The sequence below is a fragment of the Geobacillus sp. CAMR5420 genome (assembly GCF_000691465.1).
Lineage (GTDB): Bacteria > Bacillota > Bacilli > Bacillales > Anoxybacillaceae > Geobacillus > Geobacillus thermoleovorans.
Map to the genome: position 1 here is coordinate 1 of NZ_JHUS01000020.1, position 25,240 is coordinate 25,240.

At 50.4% G+C, this 25,240-nt stretch carries 29 protein-coding genes and 1 pseudogene; 12 read left to right on the plus strand and 18 right to left on the minus strand.

What is annotated here, in order from left to right; genetic code table 11:
• Positions 1–465 (minus strand): ABC transporter ATP-binding protein (locus DI44_RS12535; RefSeq protein WP_033024853.1); only part of this gene is annotated, 465 nt, incomplete at its 3' end.
• A gap of 429 nt (positions 466–894) precedes the next feature.
• On the minus strand, positions 895–2,274 hold the full coding sequence (locus tag DI44_RS12530) for a PLP-dependent aminotransferase family protein (protein WP_033012131.1): 1,380 nt from the start codon (positions 2,272–2,274) through the stop codon (positions 895–897).
• A 119-nt stretch (positions 2,275–2,393) separates the two neighbouring features.
• Here DI44_RS12530 and DI44_RS12525 point away from each other — a divergent pair, with 119 nt between their 5' ends.
• From DI44_RS12525 to DI44_RS19615, 3 genes are read left to right on the plus strand one after another with little or no spacing between them, the layout of a single operon-like run.
• Entirely contained in the window at positions 2,394–3,002 is a 609-nt protein-coding gene (locus DI44_RS12525; RefSeq protein ID WP_033024854.1) for an FMN-binding negative transcriptional regulator, read from the plus strand.
• 53 nt (positions 3,003–3,055) lie between these two features.
• Positions 3,056–3,766 carry a B3/4 domain-containing protein gene (locus tag DI44_RS12520; RefSeq protein WP_014195069.1) on the plus strand — a complete coding sequence of 237 codons (711 nt, stop codon included), beginning with the start codon at positions 3,056–3,058 and terminating at the stop codon, positions 3,764–3,766.
• Between the two features lie 22 nt (positions 3,767–3,788).
• Positions 3,789–3,917, plus strand: coding sequence for a hypothetical protein (locus DI44_RS19615; protein WP_255408631.1), 129 nt, complete (start codon positions 3,789–3,791; stop codon positions 3,915–3,917).
• 318 nt (positions 3,918–4,235) lie between these two features.
• On the opposite strand, the gene DI44_RS19370 is transcribed toward DI44_RS19615, so the two are convergent.
• The 3 genes from DI44_RS19370 to DI44_RS17800 form a co-directional block, all read right to left on the minus strand.
• On the minus strand, positions 4,236–5,987 hold the full coding sequence (locus DI44_RS19370) for a M56 family metallopeptidase (RefSeq protein WP_241766368.1): 1,752 nt from the start codon (positions 5,985–5,987) through the stop codon (positions 4,236–4,238).
• A 69-nt stretch (positions 5,988–6,056) separates the two neighbouring features.
• Positions 6,057–6,548, minus strand: coding sequence for a YajQ family cyclic di-GMP-binding protein (locus DI44_RS12510; protein WP_014195072.1), 492 nt, complete (start codon positions 6,546–6,548; stop codon positions 6,057–6,059).
• Positions 6,549–6,749: 201 nt separating this feature from the next.
• Complete coding sequence (locus DI44_RS17800) at positions 6,750–6,881, minus strand: DUF3941 domain-containing protein (RefSeq protein WP_008879040.1); 132 nt, start codon at positions 6,879–6,881, stop codon at positions 6,750–6,752.
• 237 nt (positions 6,882–7,118) lie between these two features.
• On the opposite strand from DI44_RS17800, the gene DI44_RS12505 reads away from it, so the two are divergent.
• Complete coding sequence (locus DI44_RS12505) at positions 7,119–8,213, plus strand: Fic/DOC family N-terminal domain-containing protein (protein WP_013146137.1); 1,095 nt, start codon at positions 7,119–7,121, stop codon at positions 8,211–8,213.
• A gap of 56 nt (positions 8,214–8,269) precedes the next feature.
• Here the strand turns inward: DI44_RS12505 and DI44_RS12500 are convergent, their stop codons facing one another.
• The 4 genes from DI44_RS12500 to DI44_RS12490 all read right to left on the minus strand — a co-directional run bounded on the left by DI44_RS12500 (position 8,270) and on the right by DI44_RS12490 (position 10,817).
• The gene (locus DI44_RS12500; protein ID WP_033024856.1) at positions 8,270–9,133 is read right to left on the minus strand and encodes a DegV family protein; all 864 of its coding nucleotides are present in this window, start codon (positions 9,131–9,133) and stop codon (positions 8,270–8,272) included.
• 176 nt (positions 9,134–9,309) lie between these two features.
• A complete protein-coding gene (locus DI44_RS12495) occupies positions 9,310–9,510 on the minus strand; it encodes a DUF3813 domain-containing protein (protein ID WP_033024857.1) in 201 nt (66 codons plus the stop codon).
• Between the two features lie 2 nt (positions 9,511–9,512).
• Positions 9,513–9,665 (minus strand): hypothetical protein, encoded by a 153-nt coding sequence (locus DI44_RS19100; RefSeq protein WP_011230248.1) that lies wholly within the window; start codon positions 9,663–9,665, stop codon positions 9,513–9,515.
• Between the two features lie 345 nt (positions 9,666–10,010).
• Positions 10,011–10,817 carry a Cof-type HAD-IIB family hydrolase gene (locus DI44_RS12490; RefSeq protein WP_033024858.1) on the minus strand — a complete coding sequence of 269 codons (807 nt, stop codon included), beginning with the start codon at positions 10,815–10,817 and terminating at the stop codon, positions 10,011–10,013.
• A gap of 116 nt (positions 10,818–10,933) precedes the next feature.
• On the opposite strand from DI44_RS12490, the gene DI44_RS12485 reads away from it, so the two are divergent.
• The 4 genes from DI44_RS12485 to DI44_RS12470 all read left to right on the plus strand — a co-directional run bounded on the left by DI44_RS12485 (position 10,934) and on the right by DI44_RS12470 (position 14,867).
• Positions 10,934–11,701 carry an alpha/beta fold hydrolase gene (locus tag DI44_RS12485; RefSeq protein ID WP_011230250.1) on the plus strand — a complete coding sequence of 256 codons (768 nt, stop codon included), beginning with the start codon at positions 10,934–10,936 and terminating at the stop codon, positions 11,699–11,701.
• Between the two features lie 202 nt (positions 11,702–11,903).
• Positions 11,904–12,275 carry a metalloregulator ArsR/SmtB family transcription factor gene (locus DI44_RS12480; RefSeq protein ID WP_033005425.1) on the plus strand — a complete coding sequence of 124 codons (372 nt, stop codon included), beginning with the start codon at positions 11,904–11,906 and terminating at the stop codon, positions 12,273–12,275.
• Positions 12,265–14,391, plus strand: a complete 2,127-nt coding sequence (locus tag DI44_RS12475) for a heavy metal translocating P-type ATPase (RefSeq protein WP_033024859.1) — start codon at positions 12,265–12,267, stop codon at positions 14,389–14,391. Before DI44_RS12480 ends, DI44_RS12475 begins: the two co-directional genes overlap by 11 nt.
• A 290-nt stretch (positions 14,392–14,681) precedes the next feature.
• Entirely contained in the window at positions 14,682–14,867 is a 186-nt protein-coding gene (locus DI44_RS12470) for a hypothetical protein (protein WP_241766369.1), read from the plus strand.
• An 80-nt stretch (positions 14,868–14,947) separates the two neighbouring features.
• Here DI44_RS12470 and DI44_RS12465 read toward each other — a convergent pair whose 3' ends face one another.
• From DI44_RS12465 to DI44_RS12440, 6 genes and pseudogenes are all read right to left on the minus strand, one after another.
• The gene (locus DI44_RS12465; protein ID WP_033005429.1) at positions 14,948–15,697 is read right to left on the minus strand and encodes a Fic family protein; all 750 of its coding nucleotides are present in this window, start codon (positions 15,695–15,697) and stop codon (positions 14,948–14,950) included.
• A 190-nt stretch (positions 15,698–15,887) separates the two neighbouring features.
• Positions 15,888–16,190 carry a metal-sulfur cluster assembly factor gene (locus DI44_RS12460; protein ID WP_033024863.1) on the minus strand — a complete coding sequence of 101 codons (303 nt, stop codon included), beginning with the start codon at positions 16,188–16,190 and terminating at the stop codon, positions 15,888–15,890.
• A 22-nt stretch (positions 16,191–16,212) separates the two neighbouring features.
• A complete protein-coding gene (locus DI44_RS12455; protein WP_033024865.1) occupies positions 16,213–17,463 on the minus strand; it encodes a membrane protein in 1,251 nt (416 codons plus the stop codon).
• The gene (locus DI44_RS12450; protein WP_013146125.1) at positions 17,460–17,669 is read right to left on the minus strand and encodes a DUF2249 domain-containing protein; all 210 of its coding nucleotides are present in this window, start codon (positions 17,667–17,669) and stop codon (positions 17,460–17,462) included. Before DI44_RS12450 ends, DI44_RS12455 begins: the two co-directional genes overlap by 4 nt.
• Positions 17,670–17,672: 3 nt before the next feature.
• A complete protein-coding gene (locus DI44_RS12445) occupies positions 17,673–17,906 on the minus strand; it encodes a DUF2249 domain-containing protein (RefSeq protein ID WP_033024866.1) in 234 nt (77 codons plus the stop codon).
• 237 nt (positions 17,907–18,143) lie between these two features.
• Positions 18,144–18,659 (minus strand): annotated as a pseudogene (locus tag DI44_RS12440) (Crp/Fnr family transcriptional regulator); the annotation flags it as partial.
• Between DI44_RS12440 and DI44_RS12435 the strand changes: the two are divergent.
• On the plus strand, positions 18,639–21,002 hold the full coding sequence (locus tag DI44_RS12435; protein ID WP_033024867.1) for a nitric-oxide reductase large subunit: 2,364 nt from the start codon (positions 18,639–18,641) through the stop codon (positions 21,000–21,002). The pseudogene DI44_RS12440 and the gene DI44_RS12435 overlap by 21 nt on opposite strands.
• 337 nt (positions 21,003–21,339) lie before the next feature.
• Here the strand turns inward: DI44_RS12435 and DI44_RS12430 are convergent, their stop codons facing one another.
• Together DI44_RS12430 and DI44_RS19105 are read right to left on the minus strand one after the other, a co-directional pair.
• Positions 21,340–22,074 (minus strand): hypothetical protein, encoded by a 735-nt coding sequence (locus DI44_RS12430; RefSeq protein ID WP_033024868.1) that lies wholly within the window; start codon positions 22,072–22,074, stop codon positions 21,340–21,342.
• 428 nt (positions 22,075–22,502) lie between these two features.
• The gene (locus tag DI44_RS19105) at positions 22,503–22,670 is read right to left on the minus strand and encodes a hypothetical protein (RefSeq protein WP_011230263.1); all 168 of its coding nucleotides are present in this window, start codon (positions 22,668–22,670) and stop codon (positions 22,503–22,505) included.
• A 129-nt stretch (positions 22,671–22,799) separates the two neighbouring features.
• Here DI44_RS19105 and DI44_RS12425 point away from each other — a divergent pair, with 129 nt between their 5' ends.
• Both DI44_RS12425 and DI44_RS12420 read left to right on the plus strand, forming a co-directional pair.
• Entirely contained in the window at positions 22,800–23,033 is a 234-nt protein-coding gene (locus DI44_RS12425) for a DUF2249 domain-containing protein (protein WP_011230264.1), read from the plus strand.
• Between the two features lie 104 nt (positions 23,034–23,137).
• Entirely contained in the window at positions 23,138–23,719 is a 582-nt protein-coding gene (locus DI44_RS12420) for a molybdenum cofactor guanylyltransferase (protein WP_020753641.1), read from the plus strand.
• Positions 23,720–23,828: 109 nt separating this feature from the next.
• Here the strand turns inward: DI44_RS12420 and DI44_RS12415 are convergent, their stop codons facing one another.
• Positions 23,829–24,431 (minus strand): response regulator transcription factor, encoded by a 603-nt coding sequence (locus DI44_RS12415; RefSeq protein ID WP_081823161.1) that lies wholly within the window; start codon positions 24,429–24,431, stop codon positions 23,829–23,831.
• A 348-nt stretch (positions 24,432–24,779) separates the two neighbouring features.
• Here DI44_RS12415 and DI44_RS12410 point away from each other — a divergent pair, with 348 nt between their 5' ends.
• Positions 24,780–25,151: a lactococcin 972 family bacteriocin gene (locus DI44_RS12410; protein ID WP_020753638.1), complete on the plus strand. Its 372-nt coding sequence runs from the start codon at positions 24,780–24,782 to the stop codon at positions 25,149–25,151.
• The last annotated feature ends 89 nt before the right edge of the window (positions 25,152–25,240 follow it).

A 25,240-nucleotide genomic window follows, 5' to 3' on the forward strand; every position in this document is an offset into this window, starting at 1 on the left:
GAAGTGGGGGTAGTTGACTAAGGCGATCGCAAATGCCAGTTTTTGTTTCATCCCACGTGAAAGGGTTTGGGTAAGACGCTCAGCGTATGGGGTTAGATTCAACACGGCCATCATTCGTTCGGCTCTTCGTTTTGCTTCAGCACGACTCCATTTGTTCAGCAAGCCGAAGTATAAGAGATTTTCCAAAACAGTTAAATAAGAATAGGAGTTGTCAGCTTCTTCAAATACGACCGCAATCGACTCGCGCGCTTCATCTGGATGGCGGACAACATCTACTCCATTGACATAGATGCTGCCGCTGTCTGGTGCAGTAAGCCCGATGATGCATCTTATTAAAGTAGTTTTTCCGGCTCCATTCGGCCCTAAAAGAATAAGTCGATCCCCTTCAACCAGTTCAAGGGAAACATTATGTAATACTTGGCGGTTTGGCGGATAGATTTTGTTTACGTCTTGCACGGCAATCATTTTTTTCTACCCTTTCCATTTAATAAGCTAGGGTGGTCTTGAAAAATCTTGAGGACCACCCGAAAGGATTATTACCAACTCGCTGGGACTTGAGACGGAGCATGTTTTAGTATGTCGTCACTTGTTGGAATAGGAGGGACCACAGTAAGAGAACCATGTCCTTCCAGTCGATAGAAAAGCTCTGTAGAAATACTGGTGGAAAGTTCAATAGCTATATCAATTTTGCACCACATATTAAATGGTCTATGATTTTTTCCACCCATATTCTCTTTTCCCTTTCTTTTTCAAACTTAAGTGTATTATACAAAAAAACAAAAAAATGTAAATATTTAAAATTAACGTGACATTAGAAACCGATCAAAAATACACGCCAAGACAGGGATTCCGTGAGCTTGTGTAAAAAGAGGGGCGTTTTCCGTGAAGTCGTCGTCAACACCATGCTTTTTTGAGCAGTTTTACTCCAAGCTCAATATCCTCGAGCGACAAGCCGCTAAAACCGAGCTTGATCATGGGTCGGTCTGGCCGTTGGTTCACAAAATAGCGCGAAGTGGGATACACTTTTACCCCACACGATAGGGCGCGTTGAAGTAGCTGTTCTTCTGAACAATCGGAATGAACTTTGATTAACACGTATAAACCGGACTGTTCGCCAATAATGGAGATCATATCCCCAAATGCTTTTCGCAGTAGTGATGTTAAATGCTCCATTTTTCGTTTGTACACGAGGCGCATGCGTTTAATATGGCGGCCCCATTCCCCCTCCTCCATAAATTTGGCCATCGCCAATTGGCTGAGGATGGACGCAGTGCTTTCGAAAAGGCGAAACTGCTGCTGATAACGGTACAAAAGCGACGGCGGCAACACCATGTAGCTTAAGCGAATCCCAGGCAGAAACGATTTTGAGAAATTGCCCAGATAAATGACTTTTGTGGAATCAATGGAGGCAAGAGCCGGAAACGGTTTTTGCGTATAGCGAAATTCGCTGTCATAATCATCCTCAATAATATAGCCATTCACCTCGTTGGCCCATTGGATGAGCAGGAATCGCTGCTGGATCGGCATGCTGACTCCCATGGGACTTTGGTGTGAAGGGGTCACATAGATGAGCCGCGATGACATCTCCCTCAGTGACGAAAGGTCCACGCTCGTTTCGGAAACGGGCACTGTCTCCAATCGGAAGTGATGAAACTGAAACGCTTCCCTAGCACCATCGTAGCCGGGATCCTCGATGATGATGCTCTGGAATTCCTCTTTGAGAATATGACCGAGAGAGAGGAGCATTTGTTGAGTGCTGCTCCCGATGATAATGGCATTTGGCTCTGCATTTACTCCACGGGATTCCAAAAGATAGACAGAGATTTGTTCGCGCAAACATAATTCCCCGAACGGGTCTCCATAGCGAAAGCAGTGTGCTGAAGTAAAGACTTGATTCGAAATTCGTCTCCATGCTTTAAGAGGGAAATGAGCAGCATCGACTGCATCAGCACGAAAATCGACAACAACAGTCGATGTCGGTTTATTTTTCGATTGGCGCAAGGAAACCTGGATTTTTGGAATGAAAAGTGGTTCCACCTCATTGACAAAATACCCTTTTCGTTTTTCCGCACGAATATATCCTTCAGCAACAAGCTGTTCGTAGGCCATTAAGGTGGTGTTGCGGCTCACATTCAACGATTCAGCAAGTTGACGGATCGAGGGAAGTGGTTCATTCGCCTGGATGTCGCCTTGTTCAATCATCGATTTTAACTTTTCGTAGATTTGTTTGTATTTAGGCAAGCGGTCATGTAGAGCAAAAATGATCGTTTTCATGTCCATCCCTCTGACATGTTTATTTTTTTGTTATTGTCCCTTTTTCTATGTCAAATTTAGTTATATGATACATCGTAAAGATTCGATTGTTAAGTTGGAAAAAGTGAAGGGGGGATTTAATGTATATTCCGAAGGATTTTGCCATCAACGATGTGGATGTCGCCTATCAAGTAATTAAGGAGAACAGTTTTGCCACCTTGGTGTCTGTGCATCAAAGGGAGTTGTTTGCCACCCATTTGCCGCTGCTGCTCGATCGGGAGAAAGCGTGTTTGTACGGCCATTTTGCCCGTTCTAATCCGCAATGGAACGACATTCAACGTCAGACGGTCTTGGCGATTTTCCACGGTCCGCATTGTTATATTTCTCCTTCCTGGTATGAAACGAACCAAGCAGTGCCGACATGGAATTATGTGGTCGTCCATGTGTATGGCAATGTGGAGCTTATCCATGATGAAGGGGAAATCATGCGGTCGCTGCACGATATGGTAGAAAAGTACGAAGCGCCGGACAGCCGTTACCAGCTGTCAGAGGTCGATGCTAAGTTGCTTTCCAAGATGAGAAGCGGAATTCAAGCTTTTAAAATCCATATCGAGCGAATAGAGGGAAAAGCCAAATTAAGTCAAAACCATTCTGTACATCGGCAAGAGAGGATCATCAAGCAGCTCGAGCAAATGCCATTTGAAAACGAAAAGCGAATCGCTTCCCTGATGAAAAAGCAACAGCAGTGAAATCTCCGCCTTGGCGAGCCCTTCAAAACCGTAAGAGAATGGAGGAGTGGATGATGACACGTTTTGTTGTTGAAGACGATGTTTGGGCCATATTTCCCCACGCCAAAATCGGTGTGGTCGTTGCCCAAGGGATTGACAACGGCATCAAGAATGCCAGCGTTTACGAACAAATGCTGCGAGAGGCGGAGAAAGAGGCGCGGAAATTCCTGGAGTTTGAAGAATTGAGCCGCAACCCCGTCATCGTTGTTTGGCGAGAGGCGTTTCGGCGATTCAAAACGAAAAAAGGGGCGCGTTGTTCGGTTGAAGCGCTGCTGAAACGAGTGAAAAACGGTCAGCACATCCGAACGATCAACCCGCTTGTGGATATTTATAATTCTGTTTCATTGCGTTACGGGCTTCCATGCGGAGGGGAGGATATCGACACGTTTGTCGGCGACATCCGGCTGGCGCTGGCGGATGGTCATGAACCGTTCATCCCGTTGGGAGGCGAGGAAAACGACCCGCCGTATGAAGGAGAAATCGTGTATAAAGATGACGTGGGCGCCATATGCCGCTGCTGGAATTGGCGGGAAGCCCAACGAACGATGCTCACCGAACAGACGAAGCACGCCTTCCTTTGCATCGAATCGATTGATGATACGAGGCATGAGGCGCTTCATCAAGCATTAGAGGAACTGGCTTATTCGGTACGGCACTATCTTGGCGGCACGGTGAAGATGCACATATTGGATGCCCATCATTCGGAAATATCGATAACAGATTAAGGATCCCTTCATCAGTCTTGCTTTGGTTGCTGCCGCGATCGGCCGCCTCGGCGGGGAAGGAGAAGCGATGCGACTCGCCGAGCCGATTGTCGGGGCGACATTGGTGATCATTGTTGCCGGTGTTCTGGTCGGAAGGGTGGTTGGCGTCTGATGATGGTTGCCTGTTTAAAGGTGTTCGCGGGCGGACGATGCCCGACGATTTAGAGAAAGGGGTGCATGGAGGGGAAGAAAAAAGAAGAGCCCCCCTCTTTCCAAAAACGGCAATAAACTGTTGCCGAGCTTGTCCGCCCCAAGCTTGGCAGGGCGCGGCAGTAGCGGATTTCATCATAATAATATAGATGCAATCTAAAACTTTAACATTTATCGATTTTGCTGGTCATTGCACCCGGCTGTCGGGTGGCCGAACAACGCCGCTTCCAGGTTGTTGTTCGGTCTTCCGTCAAAGATATGTGAAACGATTTCATTGCATCTATATATGCAACCACTCTTTCACAAAATCAGGAAGCGATTCGCGCCAACAGTCGCGCCACCATAATCGAAGTTTTTGCGTGCTCCATCCGGTTTCGGTCGTGCGGAGCGAATGAATGCGCCAATACATCGGCGGATGGGGGGATAGTTGAAATTTGGAAAAGCGTGAAAACCAGTCCTCTCTCTCGAAAGTGAAAGAACCGTCCTCGGCAAATGCATCTTCCTCCTCATCGTCTTTTTCCTTCGCATCGATGTGGTAGCTATGTGCTTGCTCGATGGCTTGGTCTTGATTTTTTGAAAGAATGGCTAAGGCGTTGGCCATCTGGTCGTTGCCGCCATCAAGCAGCGTCGCTCCGAGATGATCAGCGCGCACTTCCATCCACTGCACAAGCCATGAACGGAAAGCGGGATACAATAGAACGATGAGCGTCCAACCGATCAAAAACGTTGCGGCGCGATGTGTTTCCAACCAATGGGCGGCTGCTTCGTACACGCCGGCGATGATGGAGGAAATCACCATGATGAAGGCAAACTGCAACAGCTGCGCAGTTAAAACGTCCCGCTTTTTGACATGGACGGCTTCGTGGGCGATGACTCCTGCCAACGCATCGTGCGGAAGTTTCAACGTTTCCGATGTCAAGGCGATCAGCGATCGACCGATGTAAGGGCCTGCCGCAAAGCCGTTGTAGTCGCTTGACTCTGTTGTATAAACTGCAAGATGGGGCAAGCCGGCCCGTGCGCAAATGGTCCGAATGATGTGCTGGATAGGTGGATTCGTGACCGGTTTCATATCGAGAGCAATTTTCAAAACTCGATCAGAAATGAATAGGTTGATTGTCCAAAAAAAGAGAATGGCGGCGATCATGGTGATGGAATCGATTTTCCAATACGCCAGCAAGGCAAGAAGGGCGGCGTAAGCCCCCACCCCTTTGACGGCCGCGGAGAAGTACGCTTTTCCAAGCAGCCGCTTCCAATTGCTTGGATGATAAAATGGCTGGATGTGAATCTCTCTCTGCGAAGACAACGGTTTTGGAAGGATGTTCATTGATGCCAGCGATCCAGGATTGAGATACACTCGTTCCCCGTCAAACGACAGCTTCCACGTTTTTCCCATGTTGACCGTATAGTCGGCATGAGGGGAGAACAAGTGAAACAGATGGAATAGCTGCAAAATATCGGGGGCTGTATGCACTTGGATGTCAACGCACTGATCCAATGGATATCGCTTCGCCTCAACGGAAGAGATGAGATAGAGCGCATGATCGTTTTGGTCATAAAACAGGTGGAGCGAACGAAAAAGCGCCATGCGTTTGAAAAGTCCCGCCGCCATCGATAAAAAGCCGTATAAGAGAAACAGCTCCACAACGGGAGATGGAGAGCCAATCCAAAAATAAGGAATGGCGATGCCGATGAATAAGGCGGAGAAGCCGATGTCAAGCAACGCTCGCTTTTTTTCGCGTGGAACAACAATTTCTTTTGCCCCTTTCGCTTGCAGTTCGGCAATGATGTCATATGTTGGCACGCGGTTTCGTTTCGGCAGCGGGATGACTTCGTAACTGAGCCAAAACGCGCCGAGCATCGAAACAGACTGCAGCAATCCGCCTTGAACAAAACCACACCATGCCCAAACAGCTCCAATCAATGCAGCGAATAGGCGGCCGTATAAGGCTGCGTTCCGTTTTTCTAACTTTTTGGCTACCCATTGGAAGGAAAAACCGAGAAGAAACGAAACGATCATCCCCCAATCAGACACACTTGCTTCCTCCCCTATAAACATCACTCTTCTATTTATGAAAAAACAGGCAGCGCGCTTCTGCCTGTTTCAGCGGTAGTTCACAAACTGCACGTCAATCGGCAAATCGGCTTCGCGAATGGCGGCGATCACCTTTTGCAAGTCGTCTTTGCTTTTGCCGCTGACGCGAATTTGGTCATCTTGCACTTGGCTTTTCACTTTCAAGCCGGTGTTTTTGATGATCGTGGTGATTTTTTTCGCGTTTTCTTTGTCGATCCCTTGGACAAGCTTGGCGCGCTGGCGCACCGTGCCGCCTGATGCCGGCTCGATTTTGCCGTATTGGATGTTTTTCGTCGCCACCCCGCGCTTAATGAGCTTGCCGATGAGCACATCTTTCAGCTGCTCAAGCTTAAACTCGTCGTCGGAGATGAGAACGAGCTCGTCTTTCTCGAGCGAAATGTCGCTTTTGCTTCCTTTGAAGTCGTAGCGCGTCTTGATTTCTTTCATGGCGATGTTGATGGCGTTTGCCACTTCCGACAAATCGACTTTGGATACGATATCGAACGAACTTTCTTTTGACATACGTGACCTCCCGGGCGTGTGATGTACTTTCATTATAGAAAAAGGTGGGAGGAAAGACAACAATGATCAAAGGGGCAAGAAGGTTAGTTTCGTCCTTTAGCCGGAAGAGGCCGGCATGTAGCACCATGCTGAAAGCGGGACTTGATGCAGGGGAACAATGTGAAAAAGGCGGTGTTTCGGCCGCCTTTTTTGTCATTTTGCTCACAAATGATCCGTCTTCTTCGAATACGCGAACTTCCCGGCTTCGCGGTTTTTTTCGCGCATCATGTTTTTCTCATGGCGCTTCGCTTGGTTGTCGCGCGCTTTTTTGTCATTGTCGCTTGTGTTTGGCATCGGCAGCCCCCTCCTTTTGTTTCGATCGTCCATCATTAGTATGCGGTAAATGGAAATGAACTATATGGAAATAGGGGAAGGTAGTTTGTGGAAAGATAAATGGAGAATTTTTCTTAACAAATGGTTCGCTTTAGAGTATAATTAAGTACAAAAATAGAGATAAATGTTTGTAATAGGGTAAATATAGGTGTTTAACGATCATTTTTTATCTAAAATGTTCGTAAAGGGGAATGAAAAATGAAACGAAAACCGTTTGTCCCCTTCAAGCTTCCTCTTAGCGAAGATGTCGTGAATCAAATGCGTTTTCTTCGCGAATTGATCGAAGCGAATAAGGCGATGGTTGAGTATCAAACGATGCTGCGGCATTCAAAGCTGCATCCGCGATTTCTGCTCAGGCCGATCATGCTGAAGGAGGCGGTGCAGTCGACGAAAATTGAAGGGACACAAGTGACATTGGATGAAGTGATGGAGACTGAAGCACAAAGCAGAAAAGCGAACAGCGATGTGCGAGAAGCATTAAACTATTATGAAGCATTAGTGGCAGGGATGGATGCGCTGAAAGAGATCCCCATTTCGACTCGGTTGTTTAAGCAGTTGCATCGAATTTTGTTGTCAAACGATGTACGCGGATCCCATCGGTCGCCAGGGGAATTCCGAAGGGTGCAAAATTTCCTCGGTCCGGAAGGATGCACGATTGAAACCGCCACTTACATTCCTCCGGAGCCGCATCTTGTCAATGAGTATATGTCAAATTTAGAGAAATACATTCATGAACCGAACGATGATTATGATGAATTAGTGAGAGTAGCCATAATTCATGCGCAGTTCGAAACGATTCATCCATTTCTGGACGGAAACGGTCGGATTGGAAGAATTTTGATTCCGCTCTATTTGTATAGTAAAGGTGTCATCGATTACCCGAACTTTTTTGTCAGCGATGTGCTTGAACGGGATAAGCACAAGTATTACCGCTATTTGAATGATACCCGCTACAAAGGCGACTGGACGCAATGGATTCAGTTTTTCTTGCAATGCGTCCATTTACAAGCGAAACAAAATGTTCGCTTGATTCAAAAAGTAAACGATTTGTATGAAGAGGATTTGGAAAAGGCAAGTGCGCTTGTGAACAGCCATAATATTCGAACCGTTGTCAATGTCATGTTCCAGCACCCGATTTTTACCGCGAACATGATGGCGGAGTTGACCGGTTTGCCGGAAGCGACGGTTCGGCGCTATTTGAATCGGTTTGAGGAACAGCAACTCATTTTCTCGGATGGCCGGATGCGGTCCAAAACGTACTACTACTACAATCTTCTTGATCAACTTCGGTAATGAGGACAGGCGCCTGTGTTGTGCAGGCGCCCGTGTTTCGTCCGGCGGGAAAGGCGTCAGATCTCAATATATTTGTTCAGAAAAAAGAGGGCAATCGTCCCCGGTCCGGCGTGTGCGCCGATGACGCTGCCGATGTCGGAGAGGAAAAAGCGCGTGCAGCCGTGTGTTTCTTCGATCATCCGCTTCAGCTCAAGCGCCGTTTCTTCGTCATCGGCGTGGCTGATGCCGATCGTTTGCTTTTGCAGATCATCGCCGCGCTCTCCCATCAACTCGACCATGCGTTTCAACACTTTTTTCCGCCCACGCAGCTTCTCAAGTGGGACAAGCGCGCCGTCTTCGACATGGAGAAGCGGCTTGATGTTGAGCAAGCCCCCGAAGGCCGCGGCGGCTTTGCTGATGCGGCCGCCGCGCGCCAAGTAATCCAAGTTGTCAACGGTGAAAATGTGTTCCATATGGCGGCAATACGCCTCGATCGTTTCACAAAGCAAGTTGTACGGTGTGTTTTGTTTCGCCAGCTCGACTGCCTTCATGACGGCGAGCCCTTGGCCAAGAGAGGCGCATTTCGAGTCGATGATTGTCAGGCGAAATTCCGGATATTCACCAAGCAGTTCGCTGCGCACGGCCATCGCCGTTTGGTATGTACCGGATAATTTCGATGAAAAGGCGATGTAAAGGCATGGCCGGTTTTCTTTGGCGTATGGCAAAAACAGCTCCTTCATCGCCAGCGGGCTTGGCTGTGCCGTTTTCACCGTATGCCCTTGGCGCATGGCGTCATATACTTGCTTCGGCTCGATCGTCACCCCATCTTCGTAGTCTTGGCCGTTCCAATGGACGACAAGCGGCAAAAAGGCGATGTGATGTTCGCGGATGTATGCTTGCGGCAAATCCGCGCCGCTGTCGGTAATGATTTGAATGGACATCTTTCGTCCTCCTCTTTTCTCCTTCCGTGTTCCCCACGGCTCGGTCGGATGAACCAACCGTTTTCGCAGGTGAACGGTGATTCATGTTTCTATGTTCAGTGTAGCGGTTTTTAGCTCGGAATACAACGGAAAATCGGGAGCGGGCGAAAAAAAGAGCTGCGGGAAGCCCGCAGCGGTTATTGAGTGAGCTCATCAAGCTCGGCTTGAAATTGACGCAACTGCGCTTTTTCCGCCGTGTTGGAATGCGCATAGGCAGATGACAAGGCGTTTTTGGCGATGGCAATGGCGCGGTCGACGTTCATGTCGATTTCGCCGTTAGCCGCTTGTTTGGCCTGCGCGACCGCTTTGCGCGCCTCTTGGAACAGGCGGTTGCCCATCGCTACGCTCCTCCAAGCGACGTTTCCATCGCTTTTTCCGCTTTGCGCGCTTCCGCCTCGGCGTACGTTAAATGATAAGGGATTCGCTTGTCATGCCGTTCAACCGCATCGACGCTTTGTTGGACGAAACGCTTCGATTTGTTTCGTTTGCCCATGACGGATTCCCCCTTTAAAATATGAAGACGCGCGTTGCGTCACGTATAGTGTAACCGCACGGGGGGAACAGTAGTAAGGAAATTCGTTACAACACAAGTCGCTCTACAAAGCGGCAAGGCGGTTGGAGCAAGGTGAAAAGAGAAGCATCAGCCAGCGTTTAGATTGTAGGAAGCAGATAAGGCTGGTGATGGAACGCGGAAAACGCTCCAGCAAAGCGTTCGCCAACGGAGCAGCATCGAAACAGTTCTTTTTTCTGTTCATGAACATTTTGGAGAAACGCGCTTTTTCATCCATCTTAATGGACGGCGCCAAAAAAGGCGGCTCGGAAGCCGCCGCGATGGAAACTACAAACGAAGCAAATCCTGCAAATATGCACCGACGCCGTCTTCTTCATTGGTTTTTGCCACATCGTCGGCAATGGTTTTCAACGGTTCGATGGCGTTGCCCATCGCAACACCGAGGCCGGCCCAGTCGATCATCTCGAGGTCGTTGTCTTCATCGCCAAAAGCAATGACGCGCTCCCTTGGGATGCCGAAATAGTCGGCGACTTGTTTTAAGCCTGCAGCCTTATGGACGCCATGGCGGATGATTTCAATGACATGCCACGGTTCGCTCCAGCGCCGTTGGTGGATGACGTTGGCGTACACATTCGCTAAGTGTGATTGAATCCGCTCGATATGATCATCGTCCGTGTACACGAGCACGCTCGTCGGGTCTTTGCCAAGCGAACGGCGCAAATCGCCGATTTTCACGGTCGGGTTGCCGAGGCGGACGATGTCAAGCAAGACGTCGTCATGTTGGTGGAAATAGACATCGTCTAACACTTCGGCCATCATATTCTTGATTCCATAGGATTCGCTGATTTCAACAATGTCTTTGACGATCGCAAGCGGCAGCGGGTAATGGTGCATGCCCCACGACGGCTGGCGCGGATGGTGGACAAACGCGCCGTTGAAATTGACGATCGGCGTTGCAAGGCCAAGTTCTTCGTAGTACATGGAGCTTGCCCGGTACGGGCGGCCGGTGGCGATGACAACAAAATGGCCGGTGTCGATGGCGCGGCGGATGACGTCTTTGGTAAATGGAGAAATCGTTTTATCCCCTTTGAGCAACGTTCCATCCAAATCCAACGCGATTAAATACGGCTTCATGTCCGACTCCTTTGCCCTCGTTATTCTTTACACTACATAGTGTAACTCTTTTCCAAAATCGCTGTCCATATGGTAAACTATACAGCGATGGAAAAAGAAAAGGGGTTTGTGCAACCATGGTGATCATTGAACAGGAACAGTTGGCCGGCGTGCCGGTTCTTCACGTTGTCAAGCCGGAAAAGCGGGACGAACGGCTGCCGCTGATTTTCTTTATCCACGGCTTTACGAGCGCCAAAGAACATAATTTGCATTTCGGCTACTTGCTCGCCGAGGCGGGCTACCGCGCTGTGCTTCCCGACGCGCTGTTTCACGGTGAACGGGACGAAGGCTTGAGCGAACGGAAATTGCAGCTGTCGTTTTGGGACATTGTTGTGCGCACGATCACCGAAATCGAGGAGATGAAAAACGACCTTGTAAGCCGCGGGCTGGCTGACCGAGAACGGATTGGGCTCGCTGGGACATCGATGGGCGGAATCGTCACGTTCGGCGCGCTCGCCGTCTATCCGTGGGTGAGGGCGGCGGTGGCGCTCATGGGCTGCCCGAACTACAGCGCCTTTTTTGATGAGATGATTGAAGAAGGAAAGCGGCGCCAAATCGACATTCCGCTGCCACCGACGCTGCTTGCGCTCGAAAAAGAAAAGCTCGCCCGCTACGATTTATCCAAGCAGCCGGAAAAACTCGACGGCCGGCCGCTGTTCATCTGGCACGGGAAAGCCGACCAAGTCGTCCCGTATGCTTATACATATGAGTTTTACAAGCAAATTAAACCACTTTATGAAGGAAACGAAGACCGGCTGCAATTCATCGCCGACCCGCACGCCGGCCATAAAGTGACGCGTGAAGCGTTTTTGGAGACGGTGCGCTGGTTTCGCGAGCATGTGTAAGCAAAATCGGCAATGAGGAAACGAACATGTTTGTGGTCAGCTAAAGCGTGCTTCACAAGAGGGAATCCGCCTTTTAAAAACAAAAAAGGCGGATTTTTCGTTTGAGCACATTTTTTGTTCAAATGAATATTTGAATATAAGGGGGAGATATGCTATTCTATATTCAAGTGAATATTTGAATATTGACAAGGAGCGAGAAGGAATGCACCGTCATGATGTGTGCGACGTTTACTGTTATGACGACGAGAAGGTCGAGCGGGTTCAGCGGCGGCTTCGCGATGAACCAATTGCCGAGATTGTCCCTTTTTTTAAGGCGCTTGCCGATGAAAACCGGGCGAAGATCGTGTATGCGCTTTGCGGTGAAGAGGAGCTGTGCGTCTGTGACCTCGCAAACGTGATTGGGGCGACAGTGGCGACGGCATCACATCATTTGCGCATTTTGTATAAGCAAGGAATTGTGAAATATCGAAAAGAGGGGAAACTGGCCTTTTACTCGCTGGATGACGACCATATTCGCGAGCTGCTGCTTGTCGCGCTCGCCCATCGGAAAGAGGGGGACGGCCGTGGGGAATGAACAAACATTAGATCGGCTCGAGGCCAAAACATACCGCGTGCAAGGACTGACGTGCACAAACTGCGCAGCTAAGTTTGAGCAAAACGTGAAATCCTTGCCCGGCGTGAAAGAGGCGAAAGTGAATTTCGGCGCCGCCAAGCTCACCGTTTGGGGCGAGGCGACGATTGATGAGCTTGAACAAGCGGGAGCGTTTGAACGCCTGAAAATTCGTGAAGAACGCGAGCGCACCATCCGGCGGGAGCCGTTTTGGAAGAAGAAAGAGAACAGGAACGTCCTTGTCTCTGCTGTATTGCTTCTGATTGGCATTGCGGCCGATGCGGCGGACAAGGGGATGCTGGCGATTGCGATGTATTTGGCGGCGATCGTGATCGGCGGCTACTCCCTGTTCTGGACGGGGCTCCGGAATCTGGCCCGCTGGCAGTTTGATATGAAAACATTAATGACGATCGCTATTCTCGGTGCGGCGGCGATCGGCGAATGGCAAGAGGGAGCAGTCGTTGTCATTTTATTTGCCATCAGCGAAGCGCTCGAGAGCTACTCGATGGATCGAGCACGGCGGTCGATCGCCTCGTTGATGGAGATGGCGCCCGCTGCAGCGACGATTCGGCGCGGTGCGGAGGAGGTGACCGTTCCGGTCGAAGACGTTCGCGTCGGGGATGTCATGATCGTCAAGCCGGGTGGAAAAATCGCTTTGGACGGCATTGTCATAAGCGGCGCCTCCACAGTGAATGAAGCGGCGATCACCGGCGAAAGTCTGCCGGTGGAAAAAGCAGTGGGGGATGCAGTGTTTGCCGGGACGCTGAATGGAGAAGGATTCCTCGAAGTTGAAGTGACAAAGCGGGCGGATGAAACGACATTGGCGAAAATGATTGATCTTGTAGAAGAGGCGCAAGCGGAGCGGGCGCCGTCGCAAGCGTTCGTCGACCGGTTTGCTCGCTATTATACGCCGTTTATTATCGTGACCGCGCTTCTGATCGCTCTTGTGCCGCCGCTCGTGATGGGCGGGGAGTGGCTTGATTGGATTTACCGCGGTCTTGCCGTTCTTGTCATCGGCTGCCCGTGCGCGCTCGTCATCTCCACCCCGGTGGCGATTGTGACGGCCATCGGAAACGCGGCTCGGCGCGGCGTGCTCATCAAAGGCGGGGTATATCTCGAACAAATCGGCCGGCTGCGGGCGATTGCCTTTGATAAAACCGGGACGTTGACGGAAGGGAGACCAGCCGTGACCGATGTCGTCGTGTATGAAGGGAGCCGTGAACAACTGCTGGCGGTGGCGGCGGCGATCGAAAAACGATCGCAGCATCCACTCGCTTCAGCCATCGTCCGCCAAGCGGAAGAGGAGGGAGCGCCGTTTCTTGGCGCGCCAGTTGATGCGTTTCAGTCGTTGACCGGAAAAGGAGTCAAGGCCGCTGTCGGAAACGAAACGTATTATATCGGCAGCCCGGCCTTGTTCACCCGCTTGATCGGGGAGTGGCCGGATGAAGTGGAACAACAAATCGCTGTTTTCCGCAGCGAAGGAAAAACGGTGATGGCCGTTGGCACCGCCGATCGGCTGTTGGGTCTTATCGCCGCGGCCGATCCACTGCGGCCGTCCGCATCGGAAACGGTCGCCGCGCTGCGGCGCCTTGGAGTGGCGGAAGTGGTGATGGTGACGGGCGACCACGAGCAAACCGCACAGGCCATCGGTCGTCAAGCGGGTGTATCTGATATTCGCGCCGAGCTCCTTCCGGAACAGAAGCTGGCGGCGATCCGCGAGCTGAAAGAACGTTGCGGCATGACCGCCATGGTCGGCGACGGGGTGAATGACGCCCCTGCCTTGGCCGCGGCCGATATTGGTGTGGCGATGGGCGGGGCGGGGACGGATGCCGCCTTGGAAACAGCCGATGTTGTGCTCATGGCCGATGATTTGCGCCAGTTGCCGTACACCGTCCACCTTGGGCGCCGAACGCTTGCCGTCATCCGGCAAAACATCGCCGTCGCCTTAGGACTCAAAGCGTTGGCGCTCGCCGCCGCCGTCCCGGGCTGGCTCACCCTTTGGCTCGCGGTGTTCGCCGATATGGGCGCGACGCTGCTCGTGACATTCAACAGCATGCGCCTGCTGCGGGTGAAAGAATGAGACGGGGCTGCGGGCAGCGAGGAAAGGACTGCTTCGGCGCCTCTCTCAACTTCGAAGGAGTGCATTGGTCTTCCCTCATGAAAGGCGTGGAAAATATGGGTGCTTTCTGACGATGAGAGACGGTATAATGAAAGAGGAAAATGCCAACCGCTGATTAGGTCGAACGTTTGGGATGGCAGTTGTTAAACGTTTTGGCCTGTTCAGGAAAATCATGGGGAAGAGGGGGCGGCATGAAGGGATCTCGAGAAGAAGAGAGGCATGAAACACAACGGATAGAAGAGGTTCAACGGGTGGACGACCGGGTGTTTTCGCCGACCGAAGAGTTGGATCGGATCGCTGCGGGAGGGGCGATGAAGCGGGAAGCCCTCGATTGGCGAGGATTTCCCCGGTGGATTCAATATGTCGGATGCATCGCCTTGGCCTTTTTTGTCATCGTTCCTTTGATGGCATGGTTGTGGAACGTGTTGCTTGAATAGCCGATCAAATGCCAACCTTAGAATTGGAGCAAGAAAGACACGGAATCATGTCCACTTCCGTGTCTTTTTCTTGTACTGTTTCATTCGTCTTCCATCCCTAACGCGTACAAATAGTGGCGCAAGCTTTCTTCGACACATGCGGCGATCAATTGAATGAACGGAGTGACCTCGCCTTCGACGCTCGCTTTTTCCAGCGTTTCGTAATACTTCCGGCGCTGCTCTGGATTTGCTTTCACAATAGCGGGCGGATAGCCATGCTGCATTAAAATGAAATTCATCATTAAGCGGGCAGTTCGTCCATTTCCGTCAGCAAATGGATGAATGGATACGAGCTGAAAATGGAAACGAGCCGCCAGTTCGATTGGATGAAGAGCATATTGATTCGTTTCATACCAAGAAAACAATCGATTCATTTCATCTTGTACATGCAAAAAGTGAGGGGGGGTGTACGAGCTGCCGGAAATGCGCACATTGTATGTTCGATATTTCCCGGCATTTTCATTGTCAATGCTCTTTAATACTAAATAATGGACCTGTTTCAACACGTGCTCGGTCAAATGTTCTTTGTTTGCGACTAACTCTTCAATAAAGTCAATCGCCTCCGCATGGTTAATCGCTTCCAAATGTTCCTTGAGTCGTTTTCCACCAATGGTAATCCCTTCTTCTACGACTAGCTTTGTTTCTAACAAGGTTAACGTATTGCCTTCGATGGCGTTAGAATGGTATGTCCATTCGATCCGAAATGATTCCCGCAAGTTTTTCACCAACCCTGGAGGCAAAGGGCGCAACGCATCCAACCGTTGTTTCAGCTCGTCGATTTTAGCAAACATCGCTCTCACCTCTTGGTATATGATTCGCGGCCTCGATTCGTTTTTCCTTTAAATAGCCAAGCGATGGCTCTCGTTTTTTCTATACGATACAAAAATAAAGGGCGGGGAGTGTTCAGCAGTTGCAGGACAATGAAACAACCGTCCGCCCAACACGGGCGAACGGCGAAAAGGGATGGAAAAGTGGACCGTTTCAGGAAAAATGCCCAAGCTGCCGGAGCGCTTCTTCGCTCATTCGCTCCGGCGTCCATGGCGGGTTCCATGTCACTTGGACGCGCACGTCGCGGATGCCGTCGATTTGCTCGAGCGCCCGTTTGACGCCGCCGGCGATCGAGTCGTGAAGCGGGCAGCCCGGGGTCGTGAGCGTCATCAGGACATTGATATGCCCATCTTCGATTTTTAAGTCATAAATCAACCCTAAATCGACGACGTTAATGCCGAGCTCCGGATCAAGGACCGTTTTCAGCTGTTGAATGGCAAGTTTGCGGACATCCATCGTTCTTTTCCTCCTCATTCGCTTATTTTCGGAAGACCGTTAAAATCGTTCCGGCAAAGGCAACGCTTAATCCAGCCAACAGCACTTGAGTGATGGCGAACAGCGGCACGCTCGCGACAGCAAGCGCCACAGCCGCCAGCGCGAGGGCGAAAAGCCATAGGCGGCATTGGACGGTGACGGCTCGCTCATTCATCATTTGCCTTAACGTCGGCACGTGTTGTTGGCCGACTTTTTCGCTGTAGCGATGCGTCCACCATAAAAACGGCACGATTTTGAGCAAATAGCCGATGATGCTAAACAGGATCCAGCCAACAATGAATAGATAAACAATGATGCCAAGCAGCCGTCCGCTGCCGACAACGATGGCGGCAAAGGCGGCAACGTGCAGCCCGAGGCCGATGACGATGGCCGAAAGAGAAAAGCGGAACGGGCGGTCAAGCGTTTTTTTCATCCGCTTTTGCAAAATGGCGCGGATATGCCAGGCGAAAACAACGAATCCGCTCATGAGCAAGGCTGCACCGGCTATAAGCCATGCGTGGCTTCGCAAGAATAAGCTGGCGAACGCCACCGCAATCCCGCTGATGTACAGCGCATAGACGTAACGCGCCGGCCGCAGCGAAAAGCCGTGGGCGAGCGAGAACATCGGCGCCATTTTGTACGAAAAGCCTATGATGAGCAGTGTGAACCAGCCGCACAGCCCGAACAGCACATGCAAGCCGAACACCACTTCATGACTGTTAGCGCCTTTGGCGGCGAAAAAGTGAAACGCCAAGAGCCCCCCGGCGGCCGCCGTCAGCAGCAAAAACAACAGTGACGTGGCGACAAAGAGCGTCATGATATTTTTCGTTTCTTGTTTTCTTAACGTCATCGCCATTTGCCAGACGAATAGGATGATGCCAAGCAAAAGCAACAAGCTGGGAAGAAACGCCCGGTTTGGCGCCGCCGCCAGGCTTACGGCAAATGCGACAATTCCGGCCGCTGTCACTGCAAATTGCCAAAAGCCGAGCCGCTCGCTCCAAATCGGCGTCAAAAAGGCGACCGGAACGAGCTGATACATCGCCCCCATGGCCGTCATCAACGCAAAGCCAAGCAACGCCAGGTGGGCCGCCGCCCAGACGAACGGCAACCGGAACGCGCCGCTGCTAAGTGAGGGAATCGCTCCAAGCAACATAAGCTGCGACGCGGCGAACGCCAACACGGCGAACATGATAAACGAGAACGGAAGACGGACGTCTGTTTCTGTCCCCGTGCGAGTAGGAAACACGTTGCTCATCCTTTCGTAATGCGGATTTCAAAACTGCCGTCTTCGCGTGCGACCGTCTCGTGCCGGTAGCCGAGCTCATCAAGCTGCTCGTACAAAAACATCGGGCGGCGGTCGTTAATGATCGTCAGCGTCTCCCCAGGATTCAGCTTCGCGAGGGCGGCTAGCGTCCGCATCATCGGTTGCGGCGGCTCGAGTCCGCGGTTATCGAGGATCATCGGTCATCCCCCCTGCTTCACAAACGTTACTTTCCAATGTTTTTTTTCGATTTGTTCCACTTCATACGTAAATCCTTTCGCTTTCATAATCGGAAACAACGGCAGCGGCTTGAACGGGGCGTGCAAAATGAACGTATCGCCCGGTTTGAGTGGCTTAATGGCGTTCATAATTTTTTCAAAAGGTTCCCGCTTCTGCCGCAAATCTTCGCGCACATCGAGTTCAATCGTCACACCCATGCGCTTTCCCTCCTTTTTGACTATCATGATAATCATTTTCACTGCGGAATGTTGTGATATAGCTCACATCTTTCGGCCGAAACATGACATATTCCACTTTGGAAAAAAGGTTTCGTCTTCGTTTGAAAGGGCGGAATAGCATGTTTCAGAAAGATGGGCTTGCCCAAGTGTTTGAAAGGAAACCCCATCAGCTCCATTGCGCATCCCGACCGGTGCCGGACGATGGGGAAAAAGGAGTTAGAAAAAGATTTCTTGTTCGAGCCCTTCGCGGTCAATCAAATAAAAGCCGTGTTCGTCGACGTCAATCAGCCCTTTCCGTTTCAGCTGGCTCAACGTGCGGCTCACCGTTTCCCGGGCGGTGCCGATCATGTTGGCCAGCTCGCGGTTCGTCACATGGGCGGTGAGCCGATGCCATTTCCCTTGCTTGACGGCGTTCGTGCGCGTCAACCGCAACAAAAGCAGCACGATTTGTTCGTACGTATTATGGAGCACTTGCGCCTCAAGCCGGTTTTGCAAGTCGACGATTTTTTCGCCCATGACGCGGAACAGTTTTATGCAAAGTTCAGGGCTCGCCATCAGCACTTGTTCGAAATCGTGGATTGGGATCGCGATCAATGTCGCTTCCTCGACCACTTCGGCGTGGGCCGGATAGGTGCCTTTTAAGAAAAAGCCGGCATGCGGAAACATTTCTCCCGTCTGCAAAATCGAGATGATTTGTTCTTTTCCGCTTATATGGAAGTTCATCGATCCGTTCGCCCCAACATGCGGACGGGGCGGCAAACGACCAACAGTTTTCTCAAATCGATTCTCATTTTCACTATTGTGATCAGCTTTACCGTCCTGCTTGTCGGCGGGTATTGGATTTTTAAAGAAATGGCGCCAAGGCCGAAGGAAGTGCGCAGTGAAGACGGCCAAGTGCTGATGACGAAAGAAACGATCATCGGCGGGCAGGCCGTCTTCCAAAAATACGGGCTGATGGATTACGGAACCGTGCTTGGACACGGGTCGTATATGGGGCCGGACTATACGGCGGAAGCGTTGAAAATTTATACGGAAGGCATGCAAGATTACAAAGCAAAAGAGCGGTATCACAAACCGTTTGCCGATTTAACCGACGATGAGAAAACGATCATCCGCGAACAAGTCATCAAGGAAATGCGAAAAAACCGCTACAATCCGGTTACAGATGTTCTCGTCCTGACGGATGCGCAAGTATACGGGTTGGAAAAAGTGCGCGACTATTACCGTGACGTGTTCACCAATGGCGACGGTTGGGGATTGAAAAAAGGATTGATCAAAGAAAGCGACATGCCAAAATCGAACCGTGCCTGGGTGGCGGATGGCGACCAAATCAAGCAAATTGCCGACTTTTTCTTCTGGACGGCTTGGCTGTCGAGCACGTTGAGAATTGGCGACGAGATTACGTATACGAACAACTGGCCGTACTATGAGGACGCCGGCAATACGATGTCGTTTTCCGCGGTATGGTGGAGCGGCGTCAGCGTCACGATTTTGATTTTGTTTATCGGGATCATTTTGTACGTCTTCCACCGTTATCAACTAAGCATGCAAGAAGCGTATGCAGAAGGGAAGTTTCCGGTCATCGACTTGCGGCGGCAGCCGCTGACTCCGTCGCAAGTGAAAGCGGGCAAATATTTCGTCGTCGTATCGGCGCTCTTTTTCGTCCAAACGATGTTCGGGGCGTTGCTCGCCCACTACTATACGGAACCGGACAGCTTCTTCGGCATCAAATGGATCCATGACCTATTGCCGTTTAACATCGCCAAAGGGTATCACTTGCAGCTGGCGATTTTCTGGATTGCCACCGCTTGGCTTGGCATGGGGATTTTCATCGCGCCGCTTGTCGGTGGGCAAGAGCCGAAAAAGCAAGGGCTGCTCGTCGATCTGCTCTTCTGGGCGCTTGTTGTCCTTGTCGCCGGCAGCATGATCGGCCAATGGCTAGGCGTCAACGGCTACTTAGGGAACGAATGGTTTCTGTTTGGCCATCAAGGATGGGAATACATTGAGCTCGGCCGCGTTTGGCAAATCATTTTAGTCGTGGGCATGCTGCTTTGGCTGTTCATCGTCTTTCGCGGCATCAAACGAGGGCTGAAGCAAGAAAGCGACAAAGGCGGGCTCATCCACTTGCTGTTTTACTCAGCCATCGCCGTTCCGTTCTTTTACATCTTCGCGTTCTTTATCGAGCCGGATACGAACTTTACGATGGCGGATTTTTGGCGCTGGTGGATCATCCACTTATGGGTCGAAGGCATTTTCGAAGTGTTCGCCGTTGTCGTCATCGGGTTTTTGCTCGTCCAGCTGCGGCTTGTGACGAAAACATCGACCGTCCGGGCGCTTTATTTCCAATTTACGATTTTATTGGGCAGCGGTGTGATCGGCATCGGCCACCACTATTACTACAACGGTTCACCGGAAATCTGGATCGCCCTTGGCGCCGTGTTCTCGGCGCTCGAAGTGATTCCGCTCACGCTCCTTATTTTGGAAGCGTACGAGCAATACAAAATGATGCGCGACGGCGGAGTCAACTTCCCGTATAAAGCAACATTCTGGTTTTTGATCTCCACAGCGATCTGGAACTTGGTCGGCGCCGGGGTGTTCGGCTTTCTCATCAATTTGCCGGCGGTCAGCTACTTTGAACACGGGCAATTCTTAACGCCGACCCACGGCCATGCGGCGATGATGGGCGTGTACGGCATGTTTGCGATCGCCGTGCTTCTTTACTCGCTGCGCAACATCGTCAAACCGGAAGCATGGAACGACAAATGGCTGAAATTCTCTTGCTGGATGCTGAACATCGGCCTGGCTGGCATGGTTCTCATCACGCTTCTCCCGGTTGGGGTGCTGCAAATCAAAGAAGCGTTTGAACACGGCTATTGGGCGTCTCGTTCGCCTTCGTTTTTGCAACAAGATGTCGTACAAAATTTGCTGCTTGTCCGCTTCGTTCCGGATACGATCTTTTTGATCGGCGTCGTTGCGTTGCTTGTTTTCGCCATCAAGGTGCTGTTCCATTTGCGCAAGCCAACGCACGGCGAAGGGGAAGAGCTGCCGGCGGCGAATTTGGCGGAGGAAGAATAACCAAAACGGGGCTGACCCAAAACGCGAATGCGTTTTGGGATTAGCCCGTTTTTACACGAAAATAGAAGAGAATCGTTCGTTTTCTGGCAGAATAGAGTTATCATAACCGCTATCGCCGGAAAAGGAGCGATTTGTTTATGAAACATCATCATAATTTTTGAAGAGTGTACCATGAATCATCTCACGTTGCCAGGCGATATCATTCCACTGGATCATATGGCTCATGTAGTTCACGAAATGGTCGAACGCATTCCAATGGAGATGTTTCTTCCTTTACTATAAATACTATAAAGGCGGCCGCACCTAAGAAAGGTAGGGAGGGATGCTCTCTCCTTGCTTATGGTGCCTTAATAAGACGAATGCTGGAAATTGCCGCTTCTTGTTCAATCGAACGCCTAGAAAGAAGATCTAAAATCCGTTCGTGCTTTTCCATGTTTTGTTCTATTTTCTTAACGATTTCATTTGTTTCAAGCACTGCTTGTTGGACGAGAACAAACTCTTGCTTCGTGACCATATTGGCTTTGACATGATCTAATTCTTTCATTAGGTTGTTCTTTACGTCCTCAAGTTCTTGCTTGGTAGCCATGTTGGCTTTAATGTCTTCAAGCTCTTGCTTGGTAGCCATGTTGGCTTTGATGTCTTCAAGCTCCTGCTTGGTAGCCATGTTGGCTTTGATGTCTTCAAGTTCTTGCTTGGTAGCCATGTTGGCTTTAATGTCTTCAAGCTCTTGCTTGGTAGCCATGTTGGCTTTGATGTCTTCAAGCTCCTGCTTGGTAGCCATGTTGGCTTTGATGTCTTCGATCTCTTTTGTGAAACTATGCTTCACTTCTTCGAGTTCTTGTTTAGTGGCCATGTTGGTTCTAATATCTTCGAACTCTTTTGTGAAACGATTCCTCACTTCTTCAAGTTCTCGTTTCGTTGCCATGTTGGCTTTAATATCCTCAAGCTCTGTTGAGAAGTTTTGCTTTACTTCTTCGAGTTCCTGTTTCGTTGCCATGTTTGTTTTGATATCGCTTACTTCATGTTCGATCATTTGGAGCTTGTCCAAAATTTGGTTCAATATCGCTTCCAAGGAAAATCCTCCCTTCTTATATAGTAGCCATGGAAAAGTGGGTGATGATGAATCGCTCCTTTCTTTTGAGGACTGGGGAAACGAGCGTGTAGAGTAAGTGGTTGAGGAAAGGGATGGGATTGTAGCGCAGAACAAATGAGGACAATCGTTCCCCATTCATATTATAAATGATTCGTAGAAATTTGAACATAACGTTTTGTGTCATTGTCGCTTTGTATCCGTCCAGGAAAAGGAGTGCGTTTTAGCCCGTACGGTCATGTTAATCCCGGCAGCGACATTGTTTTGACGAAAATTATAAATAAAAGGGTTTGATTCAGAATCGTTCATGATCAATACACGGCTTACTTAATAAAGAAAGAGCTGGCTCCAAAAGTCCGCTTTTTAGCGGATTTTTGGGTCAGCCCCCTTTCGTTTGTGAACGTTTTCAATCACTTGTGGCATTTGTCCGGCGTGGTGTGTTCGGTTTCCTTTTGCTTGTCATGGCATGGAAAGCAGTACAACGTCTCTGTTTCTCGGCTGACGACGCCGTTTAAAAAACCATGCAGACAATGGATCGGCTTGCCGCATTGCGCGCAAAAGCCAACAAGCTCTTCCAACCGCCATTTCTCCTTTCATGGGGATTGAACATGTTCACCTTCGGGCTGTGACGCTCGTCACTACCGCCCAAGGCTCAAGCGGTTATGATAAAGTATATAATTCATTATACTACAAAGGAGGCCAATGTTATGAACCAATTTGCTGCCAAAATCCACGCCCCGGACTATCCGCCGCGGGATCGCCATCCGGCAATTTTTCGGCTGTTTGACAATTTGAAGCCGGGGGAAGTAATGGAGCTTGTCAATGACCATGATCCGCGTCCGTTGCAATACCAATTTATGATGGAGCGTCCGGATCAGTTTACATGGGAGTACTTAGAGGAAGGGCCGGACGTCTGGCGGGTCGCCATCGGCAAAAAATAAATCATCCGCTCCATTGGGATTTCCGTCTGCAGGCGGAAATCTTTTTTTTCGCCGGTTGGTATGGTACGGTAAAAACAAACGATGGATGTCCGGAAAGGGGAAGCATGATGAAACAAACGATTGCCGGAGCGGTGCTCGCCGGCGGCCAGTCGCGCCGGTTCGGGCGGCCGAAGGCGTTTGCGCTGCACGAAGGAGCTCCGTTTTTCACTTGGTCGGTCGCGGCGCTCGATCCGATCGCGGATGAATTGTACATCGTCAGCCACCCGTCGCTTGTCGATGAATTCCGCCGGCAAACGGACATCCCGGTGCTGCTTGATGTGGAGCGTTACCGTGGTTCTGGGCCGCTGGCCGGCCTTTACACCGTCATGGAACAGAGCCGAGCCGACTGGGTATTCGTCTTGCCGTGCGACATGCCGTACATGCGGAGGGAAGTGACAGAGCGGCTTGCTTCTCATATCGATCCGATGGTTGATGCCATCGTCCCGCTCCATGGCGGCCGCCCCGAGCCATTGGTCGCCTTATACCACCGGCGGATCAGCCTCGTGATTGCTGAACTGCTTGATGACGGCGAACGGAGGATGGCGGCGCTCCTTGACCGCGCCCGCGTCCGCTATGTTGACGCCCAACAGCTTGCCGCGGATGAAACCGTATGGCGCAATGTCAATACGGAGGAAGAGTACCGGTGAAGGGGGAATTGTGGCCGAAGCAGACACAGCATACACTTTTTTCAATCAGAAGAGCCATCCTTGACCATGGAATGGTTCAGCTGCCTGAATCGCCCACCACTAAACAGGGTTACTCAAGCAATCCGAGCCTAAACGCTTTTCCGACTGCTCCCGCCCGCGATTTGACGTGAAGTTTTCGCAAAATGGAAGACACGTGGTGTTCCACGGTTCGTTTACTGATGTTCAGTTGTTCGCCGATTTCGCTGTTTGTTTTGTCTCTAGCAATGAGATCGAGAACGGCCAATTCCATGTCGGTCAAGGGCGAACCATCATAGAAAGCAAGATCGGCCGGAAACGATTTCACCCCGCGATAGCTTTCCCGAATGGCGTGAATCAGGGTTTCGGCAGAATCGCATTTGGATACAAAAGCATAGGCGCCTGCCTCATGGACGGCATGTACATATTCTGCGCTGGCATCCCCCGATAACATGACCACTTTGCTTGCAGGGAATCGTGATGAGATGTTCTTTGTCCAAATGAGGTTGTTCTGCCTTTGGTTCGGAGCATCGATGACAATGATATCAGGCTGGAAGTGAGCGATCTCCTTCTCTAGTTCGGCTGGAGAGAAGACGGCTCCCACTACTTCCAAGTCGGGCTCGCGTTCCAAAAGCTGACGGATGCTATCCATGACAAGGCCATGATCCCCTATGATCAAAATGTTGATTTTCACCATTGTCTCTTCCCCCTCCCCCGTAAAACGCAGCGAGTAGCGACGCATTTGGTTGGAACACACGTTGCGGTGAAACATGGAGTTTTACATGGGATGAGTGATGTGCTGTTTTGATCCATAAGGCCATTTCTCTCAACTCCATTCGTTAAAATTTTACAATATAGATCAATCTCTGTAAACGAAGCTTCAAAAAATAGGTATTTTCCGCAATGAAATTTGCGGAAAATACGGATGTTTTTTCGATTTTATTTTGGTACAGTAAGGGTGAAGCCGGCCGGCTAATTCCTGTGTTCTCAATCATTGGTGATGTATTTTGGATCAAAGCATGAAGTATAAAAAGGGGGATTACTGATGTTTGGGATTCTTGCTTCGCCTAAAACCGTCCATGTATTGTTGCGAAAGGTCATGGCATTGGCTGGTGTGTTGGTGCTTTCCATCATCGCTTTTGGCTTGGCAAACCCAAATCAAGCTGGAGCGTGGCTGCATCCAGGTCCTACCGTCCAATATCCAAGTGAGGGAGGAAAATGGACATATGGCTTCTGGAATGCTATGGTTCGCTCCTATTACTATCATCCAACTTCGTGCCACGGTTCAACAGTTGTATACAATGGTGAGATGTTAAGAAGTGTCGATACCCCTGCAGGATTGACCTCTGCTGCTGAGAAAGGGGCTCTAAATTTCCCATGGTCTGATGACGCCTATTACTATAGAATTTGCAAATAATGAATCTGTTTGACTGGAAGCTTTTCTTTCACCCCTTCCCGAGCGGGATGGGATCTTTCTCTTCCGGGGGATGATGGATTAGGGAAGGA

Bases quoted from the DNA above. Each gene is read 5' to 3' on its own strand.
- DI44_RS12530 (WP_033012131.1), bottom strand. From the start codon at position 2,274: ATGAAAACGATCATTTTTGCTCTACATGACCGCTTGCCTAAATACAAA.
- DI44_RS12525 (WP_033024854.1), top strand. From the start codon at position 2,394: ATGTATATTCCGAAGGATTTTGCCATCAACGATGTGGATGTCGCCTAT.
- DI44_RS12520 (WP_014195069.1), top strand. From the start codon at position 3,056: ATGACACGTTTTGTTGTTGAAGACGATGTTTGGGCCATATTTCCCCAC.
- DI44_RS12510 (WP_014195072.1), bottom strand. From the start codon at position 6,548: ATGTCAAAAGAAAGTTCGTTCGATATCGTATCCAAAGTCGATTTGTCG.
- DI44_RS17800 (WP_008879040.1), bottom strand. From the start codon at position 6,881: ATGCCAAACACAAGCGACAATGACAAAAAAGCGCGCGACAACCAAGCG.
- DI44_RS12505 (WP_013146137.1), top strand. From the start codon at position 7,119: ATGAAACGAAAACCGTTTGTCCCCTTCAAGCTTCCTCTTAGCGAAGAT.
- DI44_RS12500 (WP_033024856.1), bottom strand. From the start codon at position 9,133: ATGTCCATTCAAATCATTACCGACAGCGGCGCGGATTTGCCGCAAGCA.
- DI44_RS12495 (WP_033024857.1), bottom strand. From the start codon at position 9,510: ATGGGCAACCGCCTGTTCCAAGAGGCGCGCAAAGCGGTCGCGCAGGCC.
- DI44_RS19100 (WP_011230248.1), bottom strand. From the start codon at position 9,665: ATGGGCAAACGAAACAAATCGAAGCGTTTCGTCCAACAAAGCGTCGAT.
- DI44_RS12490 (WP_033024858.1), bottom strand. From the start codon at position 10,817: ATGAAGCCGTATTTAATCGCGTTGGATTTGGATGGAACGTTGCTCAAA.
- DI44_RS12485 (WP_011230250.1), top strand. From the start codon at position 10,934: ATGGTGATCATTGAACAGGAACAGTTGGCCGGCGTGCCGGTTCTTCAC.
- DI44_RS12480 (WP_033005425.1), top strand. From the start codon at position 11,904: ATGCACCGTCATGATGTGTGCGACGTTTACTGTTATGACGACGAGAAG.
- DI44_RS12465 (WP_033005429.1), bottom strand. From the start codon at position 15,697: ATGTTTGCTAAAATCGACGAGCTGAAACAACGGTTGGATGCGTTGCGC.
- DI44_RS12460 (WP_033024863.1), bottom strand. From the start codon at position 16,190: ATGGATGTCCGCAAACTTGCCATTCAACAGCTGAAAACGGTCCTTGAT.
- DI44_RS12455 (WP_033024865.1), bottom strand. From the start codon at position 17,463: ATGAGCAACGTGTTTCCTACTCGCACGGGGACAGAAACAGACGTCCGT.
- DI44_RS12450 (WP_013146125.1), bottom strand. From the start codon at position 17,669: ATGATCCTCGATAACCGCGGACTCGAGCCGCCGCAACCGATGATGCGG.
- DI44_RS12445 (WP_033024866.1), bottom strand. From the start codon at position 17,906: ATGGGTGTGACGATTGAACTCGATGTGCGCGAAGATTTGCGGCAGAAG.
- DI44_RS12435 (WP_033024867.1), top strand. From the start codon at position 18,639: ATGGAAGTTCATCGATCCGTTCGCCCCAACATGCGGACGGGGCGGCAA.
- DI44_RS12425 (WP_011230264.1), top strand. From the start codon at position 22,800: ATGAACCAATTTGCTGCCAAAATCCACGCCCCGGACTATCCGCCGCGG.
- DI44_RS12420 (WP_020753641.1), top strand. From the start codon at position 23,138: ATGATGAAACAAACGATTGCCGGAGCGGTGCTCGCCGGCGGCCAGTCG.
- DI44_RS12415 (WP_081823161.1), bottom strand. From the start codon at position 24,431: ATGGTGAAAATCAACATTTTGATCATAGGGGATCATGGCCTTGTCATG.
- DI44_RS12410 (WP_020753638.1), top strand. From the start codon at position 24,780: ATGTTTGGGATTCTTGCTTCGCCTAAAACCGTCCATGTATTGTTGCGA.